The sequence below is a fragment of the Psychrobacter nivimaris genome (genome assembly GCF_009812035.1).
Taxonomy (GTDB): Bacteria; Pseudomonadota; Gammaproteobacteria; order Pseudomonadales; family Moraxellaceae; genus Psychrobacter; species Psychrobacter nivimaris.
Genome location: NZ_VZIZ01000014.1, coordinates 69063 through 84069 on the forward strand (window position 1 = coordinate 69063; position 15007 = coordinate 84069).

Below are 15007 nucleotides of genomic sequence, written 5' to 3' on the forward strand. Positions count from 1 at the left end.
GTAACAAATTCAATGCCCAATCGTTAGCACGCTATTTATTATCTAGCGACGGCTTTCTTCTCAGTTTTGTACATTTAATTGCTGTTGCATTTTTGCTCATCTCTTCCAACCATTCTTTTTATAAGAGGTTTTAATAACTATATGTCTCAGACTCAAAGCCAAACCCAATCCCAATTCAAATCAAAGCTGGTTCCTCCACACGGTAGTGCAGAGCTTAAGCCACTATTACTAAATGGTGCAGCACGCGATCAAGCATTAGAACTTGCCAGCACATTGCCAACCATCACCTTAAGCTCACGTGAGCGTGGCGATTTAATCATGTTCGGTATCGGCGGTTTCACTCCGTTAAATGGTTTTATGAATCAAGCGGACTGGCAGGGTGTAGTAGACAACATGCGCTTGCAAAGCGGCGAAAACGCAGGCTTGTTTTGGCCAATTCCTATCACTTTGTCTGCGCCAAAAGAGACTGCGGATAATTTGAGTCAAGGTGACAAAGTAGCCTTGGTCGCTCAAGATGGCGAAGTCATGGGTATCTTGACGGTAGAAGAAACCTACACTATCGATAAAGAGCACGAGTGCCAGCAAGTATTCACGACTACGGATTCAGAGCATCCAGGCGTACAGCAAGTATTGAACCAAGAAGCCGTCAATATTGCCGGTAGTGTCGAAGTGTTGAGCGAAGGTGAGTTCCCAACGTTATATCCAGAAATCTACAAAACGCCAGCAGAAACGCGCGCAATTTTGGATGCTAAAGGCTGGAAAACAGTGGCTGCATTCCAGACGCGTAATCCAATGCACCGCTCACATGAATATCTGGCTAAGATTGCAATTGAGATCTGTGATGGTGTGCTGATTCATTCATTATTAGGCGCATTGAAACCTGGCGATATCCCAGCAGAAGTCCGCCAAGAAGCCATTAAAACATTAATTGATAACTACTTTAGACAAGATACTGTTATCCAAGCAGGTTATCCGTTAGATATGCGTTATGCTGGCCCACGTGAAGCGTTACTACATGCGCTATTCCGTCAAAACTACGGATGTAGCCATCTGATTGTTGGTCGTGATCATGCGGGTGTCGGCGATTACTACGGTGCGTTTGATGCGCAAACGATTTTTGAACATGTTGGTAAAGACGACCTTATCACCCAACCGCTCAAAATTGGCTGGACGTTCTGGTGTAATGCTTGTAATGCTATGGCCTCTGACAAGACTTGCCCGCATGACGCCTCTGAGCACGTTAAAGTGTCAGGTACCAAGCTGCGTAAAGCATTATCAGAAGACGAAGAGGTACCAGATAACTTTAGTCGCCCAGAAGTACTACAGATTTTGCGTGACTACTATGCTGGCATCGCAAAAGAAGAGCGTGCTGAAGTTAAATTAACGGGTGCATCTGCGGTATAAAGACTGATCATCAGTATAAATAACCCGTACTGAATCAGTCGTAAAAAAGGTGTCAGACTTATTGTCTGGCACCTTTTTATTTTTATCACTATTTTAAAATGAAAAGCACGTCCTAACACATGCTAGTGATGACTATTAAATCTCCAAACCTGCTGCCAGCTTCTTATATTCTCCAGCAAGCGAGCCACCACCTGAGCAGAAATAGTTCAGTGCATATTTGTCTGGGCTGTCGATGATGAGGGTATCGTCCTTAAATTGAAAAAAGGTAGTGCTATCATTTACCTTTGACTGAAAAATCATACCATGAGCAGTATCTTGGCCCATTAATGTCGCCTTACCATCGAAGTGACAAGTAGGTTTTTTGATATCGCTGCGTGAGCGAACTTTAATGTCAATCTGTCGATCACTCTCTGCTCGTACCAACACGCCAACCCAATCATAGCCTTGTGCTCGTTTGTAGTAGTCGGCAGTAGCGTAATCTGCTGAAACTTTATCTGTTGAAAAATTGTCTGCTGAGACATTGTCACCCAAGATATTACTTTCAATAGTTGGCAAATTAGATGTTGTACTGGCAACTGATTTGACCTTGCTGTGGCTATCGCTATTCATAGTGGGCGACATACTATTACAGCCTGTTAAAGCCGCTAGGGTAGAGGTCATTATTATTAGCCCTACAATAGAATGAAATTGACGGTATGAGGTATTCATATAAGGGCCTTTGGTCAAGTAGAAAAGTAAGGTTTGCATAGTATCGGGATAATGAAAGTATCATTGATACAGCAAACTTTATAACGTAAAAATAATGGTACAGCCTACCCAAATCATAGTCTACTTGATAAACCTGCCAGCAACTACTCAACCCATTTTATTCTTAATGATGCAAAACGATTACTCCTATCACTTATGCCAACTTCACTAGTCGATAAGCTAATTCATCACTAAGCGTTTGCTATTTATGCTGCTAGCATAGCCTGCATCATCCCGACAACCGAACTCAAAAGATTGTAGGCCCTGTGATGATGGTCAAGATTTTGACAAAACGCTTCTAATACTTTTATCGAGAGCATCATGCAAAAAAAATTCCAACAAATCAGCATTGCTAGCATTCAATCAACTAATAATAAGCCTGTAAAAGCACGTGTACTTGCCACTAGCGGCATGCTCGCAGCAGCGATAATGATGACAGGCTGCAGTCCAACAGAAGCGACGCAAGATGACGCGGCAAATAGTGCCAGTGGCAGGACGCAAGATGTCGAACTACTCAACGTCTCCTATGATGTGTCTCGCGACTTTTACAAAGACTACAACACTTTATTCAGTACTGACTATCAAAAGACTCACCCAAACAGCAAAGTAAATATCAATCAGTCACATGGCGGCTCTAGTAAGCAAGCGCTTTCTGTCGCCAACGGTTTGCAAGCGGATGTAGTGACTGTTAACCAAGAGAGCGATATGAATCTATTGGTGGAAAAAGGCTTGGTCGCTGCTGACTGGCAGCAAGCACTACCAAATAATGCCGTGCCGTACACCAGCACCATGGTGCTACTGGTTCGCGCTGGTAATCCAAAAAATATCAAAGACTGGTCAGATTTGGCCCGTAATGATATCGATGTGGTCATCCCAAACCCGAAAACCAGTGGTACAGCGCGTTATGCTTTCTTGGGTGCTTATGGCTACGGCTTGCACCAATTCAAAGAAAGCAATAATGAAAACCCTGTAAAAACCAATGACTTTATTAAAAAGCTGCTGGCCAATGTCGTCACTTATGACAATGGCGCGCGCGCTGCGACTACCAGCTTTACCCAGCGTGGTCTAGGTGATGTATTGATCACGACCGAAAACGAAGCACATTTGGCTGCACAGCAATTTGCAAAGGGTAGCGTTGATATCGTATATCCGAGCTATTCGATTACGATTGCCAACCCAGTAGCGGTCGTAACGGCAGTGACTGAAAAATCTGGTAAGACGGAAGCAGCTAGTGCTTATCTAAAAGGCTTGTGGGACAAACCTGCCCAAGAGCTCATGGCAAAAATGTACATGCGTCCAAGTGATGAGCAAATTTTAGCTGCTCACAAAGATACTTTGCCTGATATTGAGACGTTTGAACCTGTGGCTGTATTTGGCTCATGGGCAGAGATTATGGGTGCTTTCTTTGTAGATGGCGGCCGTTTTGATCAGCTGGCAACCACGAAGTAGTCGTTAATTCTCAGTTTATATAGCTATCTATCTTAGCTGCTTTCAATGAAACGCGGACAAGATAGATAGGGCGCATGCCAGTATTAAAACCATCAATAAACAAACAGTCGGTTATACATATAGATTCTTTTAACAACTTATTGATATGTCTAGATTTGTTTACTGGTTATTCCCTTTTGGCAATAACATACGCATATTCATCATTAAACATAATAAGATGGCGCTGTTAGCATACTTGCATTACACAACAGACATCTTTGAGGTATTTATGACAGACGTAGCTCGTTATCAACAGAAAAGTAAAACTCTTAGTGCCTTGAGTATTGCTGGCGTTGCATTGACCCTTGGTCTAGCTGGCTGTAGCAACAGTGAGACTACTGAGGCCACAGCCGATGGTTCAGCGACGACAGAAGGGCAAAATATCGAGCTACTTAATGTCTCATATGATGTGGCACGTGACTTCTATAAAGATTACAACCCGTTGTTTGTCGAGCATTACAAGGCTGAGAACCCAGACAGCAATATCCTAATCAAACAGTCACATGGCGGCTCAAGTAAGCAAGCATTGTCTGTGGCCAATGGTCTGCAAGCGGATGTTGCCACCATGAACCAAGGGTCTGATATTGAGCTGCTTGAGAAGAAAGGCTTGGTTGAGTCAGATTGGGAAAGCAAATTCCCAGACAACGCGGTTCCTTTTACCAGTACGATTGTATTCTTGGTGCGTAAAGACAATCCAAAAAACATCAAAGACTGGGAAGATTTGACCAAAGATGGTGTTGAGATTGTCATGGCCAATCCAAAGGTCACAGGTAACGGTCGTTATGCGTTCTTAGGTGCATACGGTTATGGTCTACATGCTTTTAATAAAGATGAAACGAAAGCTAAAGGCTACGTCAAAGACATGCTAAAAAATGTCAAAGTCTATGAAAACGGCGGACGTGCAGCAACGACAACTTTCGTACAGCGCGGTATCGGTGATGTGTTGGTTACTTTTGAAAACGAAGCCAACCTTGCAGCAACTGATTTTGGCGCAGGTCAAGTAGACATCGTTTATCCAAAATACTCGATTAAGTCAGAAAGCCCTGTGGCAGTTGTGAAGACGGTAACAGATAAAAAAGGCACTACAGACGCTGCCAAAGCGTATCTTGATTACTTATGGAGTGAGCCTGCTCAGCAGCTAGCGGCCAATCTATATCTACGTCCTAGTGTTAAGAGCGTTCTTGACAAAAACGGTGACAAATTACCGCCAGTTGAGACTTTCCGCCCGAACGATGCATTTGGCACATGGGATGAGATCATGAGCACTTACTTCAGTGATGGCGGTGTATTTGATCAATTGGCAATTAACGCGCCTCAGTAATCACTTGCTAAGTACTTAGAGTAGCTACTGCGCTAAACACTGAAACGGATTAACTCAATTATTCGTACAGTCAGTCATGAAGCACCCCATAAAGGACATGGTCGTACGCACTATGTCCTTTATATCATAAGCCGACCAATAATAATTTTGATAACAATGGTAATAATGGTCTTACAGTGAGCACCCTCGCTAAGTACCATCAGTTAGGCAATAGGACATCACTATGAGTGCAACATCTTCTTCTGCCAGTAAGCCCGGCAATAAAAAAGGTTGGCTGACCCGTTTGCGTCAGCGCAATGTGCTACCCGGGTTCGGTCTGAGCATGGGTATTACTGTCTTTAGCTTGTCGTTATTGGTGGTACTACCGTTTGCCATGATGGCCTATACCACGACGCAGATGGGTTGGACTGGCTTTTGGGAAACCATTACCCAGCCACAAGTCACTGCCGCTATCAAGCTGAGCTTATGGATGTCGTTTTTGGCGATGTTGACTAATATGGTATTTGGCACATTGGTCGCATGGGTACTTGTGCGCTATGAGTTTTGGGGAAAGTCACTGATTAATGCCTTGGTTGATTTACCATTTGCACTACCAACTGCCGTTACAGGTATCTCGCTTGCCACTTTATATGCGCCTAATGGCTTGATCGGTCAATGGTTTGCCAAGTTCGATATTCAGGTCGCCTTTACGCCAATAGGTATTTGGCTAGCACTGGTTGTGGTTAGCTTTCCCTTTATTGTCCGCGCGGTGCAGCCAGTACTCGCTGAGCTGTCAGTAGAGTTTGAAGAAGCCGCTGCAGTATTGGGCGCCAATCGTTTGACAACTTTTCGTAAAGTGATTTTGCCGGAGTTGTTACCTGCTTTGCTAATGGGTGCAGGTATGATGTTTGCCCGTGCCACTGGTGAGTATGGTTCAGTTATTTTTATCGCGGGCAATATTCCGATGCAGTCTGAGATTTTGCCGCTCATTATCATCAGTAAGCTTGAGCAATTTGATATTCAAGGTGCTTCTGCGGTGGCATTATTTATGCTACTCATATCATTTGTCATCTTGCTGACTATTAATATCATGCAGTGGAAACTGTCGCGCCGTGTAGGAGCTCGCTAATATGCAAATATCTAATAGCTACGACTACCAAAGCAACGCTGCGACCAAAGATACCCCATGGATACGCCGTACCTTTATTGCCATTGCTGTGCTATTCATGATTGTCATGTTGGTCATTCCATTACTGGCTGTGTTTTACGAAGCCTTTAAAAATGGTTGGCAGTTATATATTGCTTCATTAGTAGACCCTGAAGCTTTACAAGCTATCAAGCTTACGCTCATCACGGCAGGAATTGTCTTACCGATTAATATGGTAATGGGCATTGCGATTGCATGGCTTGTCACGCGTTACCAGTTTAAAGGTAAGCAGCTGGTCACTACTTTGCTAGATTTACCATTTTCGGTATCACCAGTGGTTGCAGGCTTGATGTTTGTACTGCTGTTTGGACTGAACTCTACTATCGGCGGTTGGCTTGAGAGCATGGGTTTCCAAGTGATCTATGCGGTGCCTGGTATCATTTTGGCGACGTTGTTTGTGACCTTTCCTTTTGTTGCACGTGAGCTGATCCCATTGATGCAGACTCAAGGCGACTCTGAAGAGCAAGCAGCGCTCACACTAGGTGCGACTGGTTGGCAGACGTTTTGGCATGTGACATTGCCTAATATCAAATGGGCGCTGTTGTACGGTTTGATTTTGACCAATGCCCGCGCGATGGGTGAGTTTGGTGCGGTCAGCGTGGTTTCCGGTCACATTCGCGGCGAGACCAACACCATGCCGCTATTGGTTGAGATTGCCTATAACGATTATAACTTTACCGCTGCGTTTGCCTTATCAAGCATATTGGCTGCATTAGCCTTAGTGACGCTACTGATTCAGCAAGTCATGACTAAGATACAAGAGCGTAAATTTGCCAAGTCTGAGCGGCTTGCCAGTGCACCTGAGCTGCCAGTAAGTGCTAACGCCACTGTCGCCACTGAATCGACGAGTGCGGACAGTACTGGCAAGGTATAACTGCCATTATCTGATAAATGATGTTAATACTACGGATGCAGTCGCTACTCAGCTACTTGCCACGATACGACAAAAGATATAATAAGAGATACGATTATGAGCATTGAGATTCGCAACGTTAATAAAAAATTCGGCAATTTTACCGCTTTAGACAATATCAATATCACTGTGCCGACTGGCAAACTGACGACGTTACTAGGCCCGTCAGGCTGCGGTAAGACCACTTTGCTACGTATTATCGCAGGTCTAGAGTATGCTGACTCTGGGCAGGTATTGTTCGATGAGCTGGATGTGACCAATACCCCAGTCCAAAAACGCCATATTGGCTTTATGTTTCAGCATTATGCGTTGTTCCGTCATAAGAACATCGCAGATAACGTTGCCTTTGGATTGACGTTACTACCAAAGAATGAGCGTCCTAGCAAAGCGGATATCGATAAGCGCGTGGCAGAGCTGTTAGATCTCGTACAGCTCCCACAAGTTGCCAATGCGTATCCGCACCAACTATCAGGTGGTCAGCGTCAGCGTATTGCGCTAGCACGGGCACTTGCGGTCAAGCCAAAGCTGCTATTGCTGGATGAGCCATTTGGTGCGTTAGATGCCAAAGTACGTAAAGAGCTGCGCACTTGGCTAAAGAATATCCACCACGAGCTTGGTATCACAAGTATCATGGTAACGCACGATCAAGAAGAGGCACGTGCGGTATCAGATGAGATCGTCGTGATGAATCAGGGCCGAGTAGAGCAGGTGGGCACGTCAGAGGAGCTGATACACCAGCCAGCCAACGCCTTTATCAGCGATTTCTTAGATCTTGTATAATTATTTGATCTAGCGCAATGTAGGTCCAATTATCAATATTTAAGCCAAAAAAAAGACCTACGAAAGTAGGTCTTTTTGGTTTGGCGCATTGCCGCAGATATATTGTCTCAAACGATTTTTATAAAGCGTAGTCAAAGAGCCAAAAACCTAAGCGGACACAAGCGGACAATCGTATCTACGCAAGATCCGATACATCTCTACTAGTTCCTCTAGGAGTGATTTGCTCGTAGGTGATGTCTAAGATATCTTGACACCAATCTGGTAAATCATCAGCGACCTCATACCACATCCAAGTACCGTCACGCACACAGCTCAAGATACCCAATTTTTTCAAATGGTTTAGGTGGCGTGATATTGTTGGTTGTGGCTGGTCCAGCATATCTACCAAATCACCCACGCAACGTGCTTCTTTTTTAAAAAGAATTTGAAATATTTTTAGACGTGTCGGATCAGATAGGACTTTGAATAAATCGATAGGTCGTATCGTAAAATTATTATCAGACATAGGTGAATTCCAATGGGCTTCGTTAATAGGGGTTCAATATAACAGCAGTTATCTACAAAATCGATTAAAAAATAATCAAATTTACAGTTCATCGTCAATTCACTACCTTTGACAATATTCGGTTACACGCACACTTATATCCACTTACATAAATGAACTGCCTGTAATATAAGGATACTGTCTCGAAAAATAAATATATCGAATGTGATTGAAAATGATAATAATTATCGTTATTATACTGCAAGCGATAAACGTGATTTCAACGACTAAGTTTTCATTGCTAAAAAACAGTAAATTATCCGTTTATCAATGACACTTATCACAAAGGTTTTTATATAAGTGTCGTATGCTGTCATTATCGAATAGTGGTATTCCGAGGAGCCAATCCATGTACGTATGTATCTGCAACAACGTAAAAGAAAAGCAAATCAAAGCAGCTATTGCTGCAGGTGTTGATACGCTCGATGGTCTAAAAGATACGCTCGATGTAGCAACGTGCTGTGGCTGTTGTGAGCCGATGGTCAATGACTACCTAGACGAACACCATGCAAAACTCGACAATCTAGCATACGCTGTTTAAATATTATCAATTATATACCTTGTAATATAATACGATAAAATATATTCAATATTCTGCATCTAACTTTATTATACCTAAAGGGTCGGGTGCAAGCGTCCATATAATCTCACTCAAACGCCAACATGTTACATAACACATATCAATACTAGTTGTAGCTAATTATGATTCTCAATTAGCATCTTATTCTTAGTTCATAACGTTACACCCTATACTGCGCCTGTATGCTACTATATTTACCTAAGATTAGAAGCCATTTTATTGATTTTGATTTTACTGATCAGTTTGCCAATTATGCTATCCTTATATGATAAATTGTGGATGTATGGTGATCGGTAAAAATAAATAGGGGAGTACGCGTTATGATAGGTAGCCAGAAAGTCATTGATTATTTGAATTTCTTACTAGGTGGTGAGCTTGCCGCTCGTGACCAATATTTTATTCATTCAGAGATGTACGCTGAGTGGCACTATGGCAAGTTATACGACCGTATCCATCATGAAATGGAAGACGAAACGCTACACGCACAGAATATCATTCGCCGTATCTTGATGTTGAGTGGCACGCCAAAGATGTCGGTCGACGCTATCCATATTGGTGCGACTGTTTCTGAGATGTTGCAGTTTGACCTAGATTTAGAGTACCAAGTACAAAAGCATCTAAAAGAAGGCATCGCACTTTGCGAAGCAGAGCATGACTATGTCACGCGTGAGATGTTGGTCGAGCAGTTGAAAGATACCGAAGAAGATCATGCGCATTGGCTTGAGCAGCAGCTCCGTCTCATCGACATGATTGGTCTACCGAATTACCTACAAAGCCAAATGGCTGAAGTCACTCCTAATATTGTCTGATATCATCCTACATATAAGTAGCATTCACAGTATTTAGCATAAATAACAGAGATTAAGGGAGAAAGGTAATGACAGGGGATAAAGAAGTTATTCGCGCGTTAAATAAAGTACTTGGGCAGTCATTGATTGCCATCAACCAGTATTTTTTGCATGCACGTATTGCACGTCATTGGGGATTAGAGGCGCTTAATGACTCATTATATAAGCAGTCTATTGCTGAGATGAAATGGTCAGATGACCTAATTGCTCGTATTTTACTGTTAGGCGGTTTGCCAAACTTGCAGGAACTGGGCAAGGTATTGGTTGGTGAAGATGTACCAGAAATTATCGAGTGCAACTTACGTCTTGAGAGACAAAAGTTCGATATTATTACCGATGCCGTCACCTTGTGTGAAACAAAGTCTGACTATGTCTCTCGCCAGCTATTAGTCACGTTAAAAGATGGCAATGAAGAGTATGAAGATTGGTTAGAGACGCAGCAGGACTTAATCGAGAGTATTGGTGTAGAGCGCTACATCCAATCGCAAATGAGTGATGATGACGCATAATAGTATTTATTATTGATGTAAGTCGTAATAAAAAGCCAGTATAAGATTGATAATCCAATCACATACTGGCTTTTTTCTTTCTATAGATAAGCTGTTTTTAACATTTTGGCTATACAGAATAGAGACTTGTCGTACGTAAAATCTCACTCAATAGAAAGCTTATCTCGATTGAAGACACACCCTAGTATAAACCGCGGCCATCCTCAGGTTTCAGACGTAAAAAATACAGCCCCGAGAGAATGGTCAAAATACCCAATATCCAATAAGTGGTTTGGAACGCCACTAACGTATCCATCTGCAGACGCTCACGTAATAAATTCAATACAGCAGCACCGAACGCAATACCAAAGCTAATCGCCAACTGCTGATTGACCGCCATTAAGCTATTGCCACTACTGGTTTGTGTGCCCTGTAAATCGCCAATCGTAATCGTATTCATCGCACTGAACTGCATAGAGTTGCAGGCACCCATGATGGTCAGGATGGGTATAAACCATAGCCACTGCGAGGCATCATTAAACTGCGCTAGCACAATGATAAGCGAACCCATAAACAAGGTGTTGTAGACCAGCACTTTACGGTAGCTAAACCGCTGAATAATCTTGCTAACCCAAGGTTTGATACCTATAGCACCCACTGCAATCGGGGCAAGCAACCAACCTGCCTGCGAAGGTGAGTACTCAAATACCACCTGTAGTAATAAGGGCAGCAAAAATGGTACTGCACTGATACCAAGTCGCGTAAACAAATTGCCTGTAATACCGATTCGAAAGGTACGAATATCAAACAAGCTGAGTGGAAACAGGGGAGCTGCTCGCCGTTTGGCATGCCAGATGTACGCACCGATCAATAGACTTGCGCCTAACCCGAGTAATAGCCCATAAACCCCGCGACCAGTCTGTGAACCAAACTCGACAGCGAGAGTGAATCCGCAAGCAGCGGCGGCAAACAATACAAACCCTGTCCAGTCAAGGCGCTTGGTATCTTCAAATAGCGCTGGAACCAGTTTTTTGCCCATGATAAAACCTGCCACACCCATCGGTATATTGATCAAAAATATCCAATGCCAGCTGGCATATTGCACGATATAGCCGCCCAATACTGGACCGACTAATGGTGCAACCAATGCAGGTATTACAGCAAAATTCATCACAGTGAGCAGCTTATTGCGCGGATAAGACTTAACCAATATCAAACGAGCGACAGGCGTCATCATCGCGCCACCAATACCTTGAACGATGCGTGAGCCAATCAAAAAATCTAGTGTGGGTGAGGCCGCGCACAGTAATGAGCCAACACAAAAAATGATGACCGCCGATAAAAATACGCGGCGTGTGCCATATTTATCCGCTAAAAAACCACTAATAGGGATAAAAATCGCTAAGGTTAATGCATAGCTGATGACGGCCCATTGCATTTTTAGTGGTGACTCACCCAGTGCCTGCGCCATTTGTGGCAATGAGGTATTCAAAATAGTAGCGTCTAAAATTTGCATAAATAACGCTACCGCTAGTACATAAGGCAGGTATTTCTCTTGAGTTGGGGTGAGCGTTACCATGTGAATCCCATTGAACGTCTCGTTATGAAGTAAGAAAATAGCGGATTTGCGAGCAGATCACTATGCAAGCTGAGTAGTATAAGAAAGCCTAGCTCATAATAAAAGTGACTCAAAGTAACTGATATAAGATAACTTATATAAGAGCAACGATGCGAAGGGTAGCTAATAAAAAGGCAAAGAGGCGAAATATGACAAGAAATTCGATGCGTGCTAATAGCTCCTCTCTATTTACTTTGGCAGTAGAAACACAACATTGATTACAAGAGAGGACTTTAAAGTCGTTACGAGTTCTCGTTATAGTAAACCTTCACGGCAGTCATAAATACAAACCGAGGATAAATTATGAGTCAAGATAATAATAAATACGTACCACCAAAAGTTTGGACACAAGATAAAGACAACGGCGGCAAGTTTGCTAGTATTAATAGTCCAACGTCTGGAGCTCGCTATGATAAAGAGCTGCCCGTTGGTGATGCCCCGTTACAGCTGTACTCGTTAAATACGCCAAATGGTGTCAAGGTAAACATACTATTAGAAGAGCTGGCAGAGCTTGGCATTGACGGAGCAGCATATGATGCCTATAAAATCGATATTTCTAAAGGTGAGCAATTTGGCTCAGGGTTCGTAGAGATAAACCCTAATTCAAAGATTCCAGCCTTGGTCGATCATTCTACTGATACAGCAGAGGGGCCGATAGCACTCTTTGAGTCGGGTGCTATCTTAATGTATCTAGCAGAAAAGTTTGATAAGTTCCTACCACTGGCTACTGGCAAAGCGCGAGCAGATTGTTTGTCTTGGATTATGTGGCAAATGGGTAGCGCGCCTTTCTTAGGTGGCGGCTTTGGACACTTTTATGCGTATGCGCCTGAACCTCTAGAGTACCCAATCAACCGCTATACGATGGAAACCAAGCGTCAGCTCGATGTATTAGATACGCATTTAAAAGATAATGAGTACCTGTGCGGCAATGATGAATCTGATTACAACATTGCGGATATGATTGTCTGGTCTTGGTATGGTCAGTTGGCACTAGGTAAGCTCTATGACGCGGCAGAATTTTTACAAGTAGAAGACTACAAACACTTGCAGCGTTGGGCTAAGAAAATCGCCGAACGTCCTGCGGTCAAACGTGCAGTAGCGCTAGAGCTAAAACCAATCGACTAAACTAAGTACTCAGTACAGCTTAGATCTAACAGTACAGTTTAAGCATAAATAAACCTTAAACAGAGCAGCAAGGCTGATAAGCAAATAGCTTATCAGCCTTTTTATATATCATAAAAATGAATATAACGTATGCTAGGTCTTCCTTTTGTATTTACACAATGATACATTAGTACAACAGATAGAAACACTAGTGCGTTAAGATAGCCGAGCACCATTACAATAGACAGGTGTTTATACTTCTTCTACTGAAAGGTGATGATTATGAAAGACAATAATTATATAAACAATATGTCGCTATCAAAAGGCGTTGATTTAACTGGTGTTAGTAGGTCAGGGATTACCTATGACGATAATAAGTATGATGACAATAGCTATAAAGATAGTGCCCAGTTTAATAAAAATCCCAAAAACATCATTGTAGAGTATTACTCAGAAAATATACCTAAAAAAATAAAAGAACAATCCACCTATATGATAAAAAATAAAATATTACTGCCTGTACTTGCAGCGCTTAGTACCGCTTTATTTAGTACCACCAGTATGGCCAATACATCGACTGAGTTTACTAGTCAAGACTGGCAAGTCGCTTGTGATAATACGCGTACGTGCCGGCTGGCAGGGTATCAAGCAGAGAATAACAGTGAGTTTCCGGTTTCTATATTGCTCGTACGCCGTGCAGGTGCGAATGCTGGCGTGGATGGTAAAGTAAAGCTTGGCGGGGCAAAGGACAGCTCGTCTAAAGCCTTAATGCAGCTCGGCAACCGTCATCGTATCTCGCTATTTATTAATGATAAAGACTATGGTGAGACGAAGCCATATTCAGCCGCTGCAGGTAACGCTGAGCTTACTCAGGCACAGGTAACTGCATTGTTAGAGGCGTTGACCAAATCTAGCAAGATTACGTTGGCCTTGCGCAATTCACGTTGGCAGCTCTCTGACAAAGGTGCCAGTGCTGCTATGCTAAAAGCCGATGAGTTCCAAGGTCGTGTTGGTACGTCCAGTGCTTTTATCAAAAATGAAGATGCTATTAAATCTAGTAGCGGTATATTACCTCCTAAAGCTGCGCCGGTACTACGGTTTGTCGTGCCAAGCGCTAAAGCTGATGATGGTAATGACAAAAAATTTGTTATGAGGTCCTCTCAGTTGGCATCATTGGTAAAAGGCACAATGAAAGATGCAGACAGCGTTTGTCCTAATCTTTCAGACAAATCACCTTGGCGTATCAGTCGTCTAAATGGCTCGCAACTGTTGGCACAGCATGAGTGCTGGACAGGCGCTTATAACGCTGGAGCAGGGGTTTGGGTAATCAATGACAGTAAACCTTATAAGCCAACATTGGTAACGACCAATGCTACTGGCTACGATAAAGGTAAGCTTACTTCTGTACAAAAAGGACGCGGCATCGGTGATTGCATGAGTAAAACCGATTGGCTATGGACGGGCCGTGCCTTTGAAAAAAGCCATGAAAGTACCACAGGACTTTGCCGCTTAATTGAGGCGGGCGGGGCATGGCAGCTACCTACTTATGTAACAGAAGTCAAAGTAGTACGATAGATAAATAGCCAGTAGCTCATTTTCTTTAGTTATTAAATTTTGCTGTAGTCATTAAATAAAACATCTAAACTTGTTTATTATCAACACTGTTAGTGCTTATTTACTCAGTAATTGAAGAAATAGGTACATATATTTTTTTATTGTGCTATACTGCGTCGCCACGTTAGCTTAGGCTTTCGTGAATTATGAGATTGATAACATCGCCTGCGATTTTGGGTCTAGGATGACCATAAGTAATTGTTGCCGATGATTTTGTGTACTTAAATAACCTTTAAAAATATCCGTTATTTTTGACTCATATCTTATCTACTGGCCTATAACTAGGGTCTAGATTGGTTGCTGTTTGCCTTTATCTGCTTTGGACAAAGCATTGATAATGAGCGTATATCAAGCAAGGATAAGACACTCGGC

Annotated in this window: 14 protein-coding genes; 11 read left to right on the forward strand and 3 right to left on the reverse strand. The window is 42.8% G+C overall.

What is annotated here, in order from left to right; genetic code table 11:
- Window positions 1–141: 141 nt before the first annotated feature.
- A complete protein-coding gene (sat, locus tag FQV37_RS06265; RefSeq protein ID WP_160021715.1) occupies window positions 142–1404 on the forward strand; it encodes a sulfate adenylyltransferase in 1263 nt (420 codons plus the stop codon).
- A 135-nt stretch (window positions 1405–1539) separates the two neighbouring features.
- On the opposite strand, the gene FQV37_RS06270 is transcribed toward sat, so the two are convergent.
- Window positions 1540–2064 carry a hypothetical protein gene (locus tag FQV37_RS06270; protein ID WP_240990964.1) on the reverse strand — a complete coding sequence of 175 codons (525 nt, stop codon included), beginning with the start codon at window positions 2062–2064 and terminating at the stop codon, window positions 1540–1542.
- A gap of 408 nt (window positions 2065–2472) precedes the next feature.
- Between FQV37_RS06270 and FQV37_RS06275 the strand changes: the two genes are divergently transcribed.
- From FQV37_RS06275 to FQV37_RS06295, 5 genes are all read left to right on the forward strand, one after another.
- Window positions 2473–3600, forward strand: coding sequence for a sulfate ABC transporter substrate-binding protein (locus tag FQV37_RS06275; RefSeq protein WP_160021717.1), 1128 nt, complete (start codon window positions 2473–2475; stop codon window positions 3598–3600).
- Between the two features lie 268 nt (window positions 3601–3868).
- Complete coding sequence (locus FQV37_RS06280) at window positions 3869–4960, forward strand: sulfate ABC transporter substrate-binding protein (RefSeq protein ID WP_160021718.1); 1092 nt, start codon at window positions 3869–3871, stop codon at window positions 4958–4960.
- A gap of 223 nt (window positions 4961–5183) precedes the next feature.
- On the forward strand, window positions 5184–6068 hold the full coding sequence (gene cysT / locus FQV37_RS06285; protein ID WP_057760265.1) for a sulfate ABC transporter permease subunit CysT: 885 nt from the start codon (window positions 5184–5186) through the stop codon (window positions 6066–6068).
- Between the two features lies 1 nt (window position 6069).
- Window positions 6070–7020, forward strand: coding sequence for a sulfate ABC transporter permease subunit CysW (gene cysW, locus FQV37_RS06290; protein ID WP_160021719.1), 951 nt, complete (start codon window positions 6070–6072; stop codon window positions 7018–7020).
- 96 nt (window positions 7021–7116) lie between these two features.
- Window positions 7117–7839 carry a sulfate/molybdate ABC transporter ATP-binding protein gene (locus tag FQV37_RS06295; RefSeq protein WP_160021720.1) on the forward strand — a complete coding sequence of 241 codons (723 nt, stop codon included), beginning with the start codon at window positions 7117–7119 and terminating at the stop codon, window positions 7837–7839.
- Window positions 7840–8014: 175 nt separating this feature from the next.
- On the opposite strand, the gene FQV37_RS06300 is transcribed toward FQV37_RS06295, so the two are convergent.
- Entirely contained in the window at window positions 8015–8344 is a 330-nt protein-coding gene (locus FQV37_RS06300; protein ID WP_057760261.1) for an ArsR/SmtB family transcription factor, read from the reverse strand.
- Window positions 8345–8732: 388 nt separating this feature from the next.
- On the opposite strand from FQV37_RS06300, the gene FQV37_RS06305 reads away from it, so the two are divergent.
- The 3 genes from FQV37_RS06305 (at window position 8733) to bfr (FQV37_RS06315) (ending at window position 10320) form a co-directional block, all read left to right on the forward strand.
- Window positions 8733–8924, forward strand: coding sequence for a (2Fe-2S)-binding protein (locus FQV37_RS06305; RefSeq protein WP_101205900.1), 192 nt, complete (start codon window positions 8733–8735; stop codon window positions 8922–8924).
- Window positions 8925–9283: 359 nt separating this feature from the next.
- The gene (gene bfr / locus FQV37_RS06310; protein ID WP_160021721.1) at window positions 9284–9772 is read left to right on the forward strand and encodes a bacterioferritin; all 489 of its coding nucleotides are present in this window, start codon (window positions 9284–9286) and stop codon (window positions 9770–9772) included.
- Window positions 9773–9840: 68 nt separating this feature from the next.
- On the forward strand, window positions 9841–10320 hold the full coding sequence (gene bfr / locus FQV37_RS06315) for a bacterioferritin (protein WP_057760255.1): 480 nt from the start codon (window positions 9841–9843) through the stop codon (window positions 10318–10320).
- Between the two features lie 181 nt (window positions 10321–10501).
- Here the strand turns inward: bfr (FQV37_RS06315) and FQV37_RS06320 are convergent, their stop codons facing one another.
- Window positions 10502–11878, reverse strand: a complete 1377-nt coding sequence (locus FQV37_RS06320; protein WP_102093578.1) for a DHA2 family efflux MFS transporter permease subunit — start codon at window positions 11876–11878, stop codon at window positions 10502–10504.
- Window positions 11879–12220: 342 nt separating this feature from the next.
- Here FQV37_RS06320 and yghU point away from each other — a divergent pair, with 342 nt between their 5' ends.
- A complete protein-coding gene (gene yghU / locus FQV37_RS06325; RefSeq protein WP_160021722.1) occupies window positions 12221–13042 on the forward strand; it encodes a glutathione-dependent disulfide-bond oxidoreductase in 822 nt (273 codons plus the stop codon).
- Between the two features lie 261 nt (window positions 13043–13303).
- Entirely contained in the window at window positions 13304–14596 is a 1293-nt protein-coding gene (locus tag FQV37_RS06330; protein WP_240990965.1) for a DUF1176 domain-containing protein, read from the forward strand.
- Window positions 14597–15007: the final 411 nt, after the last annotated feature.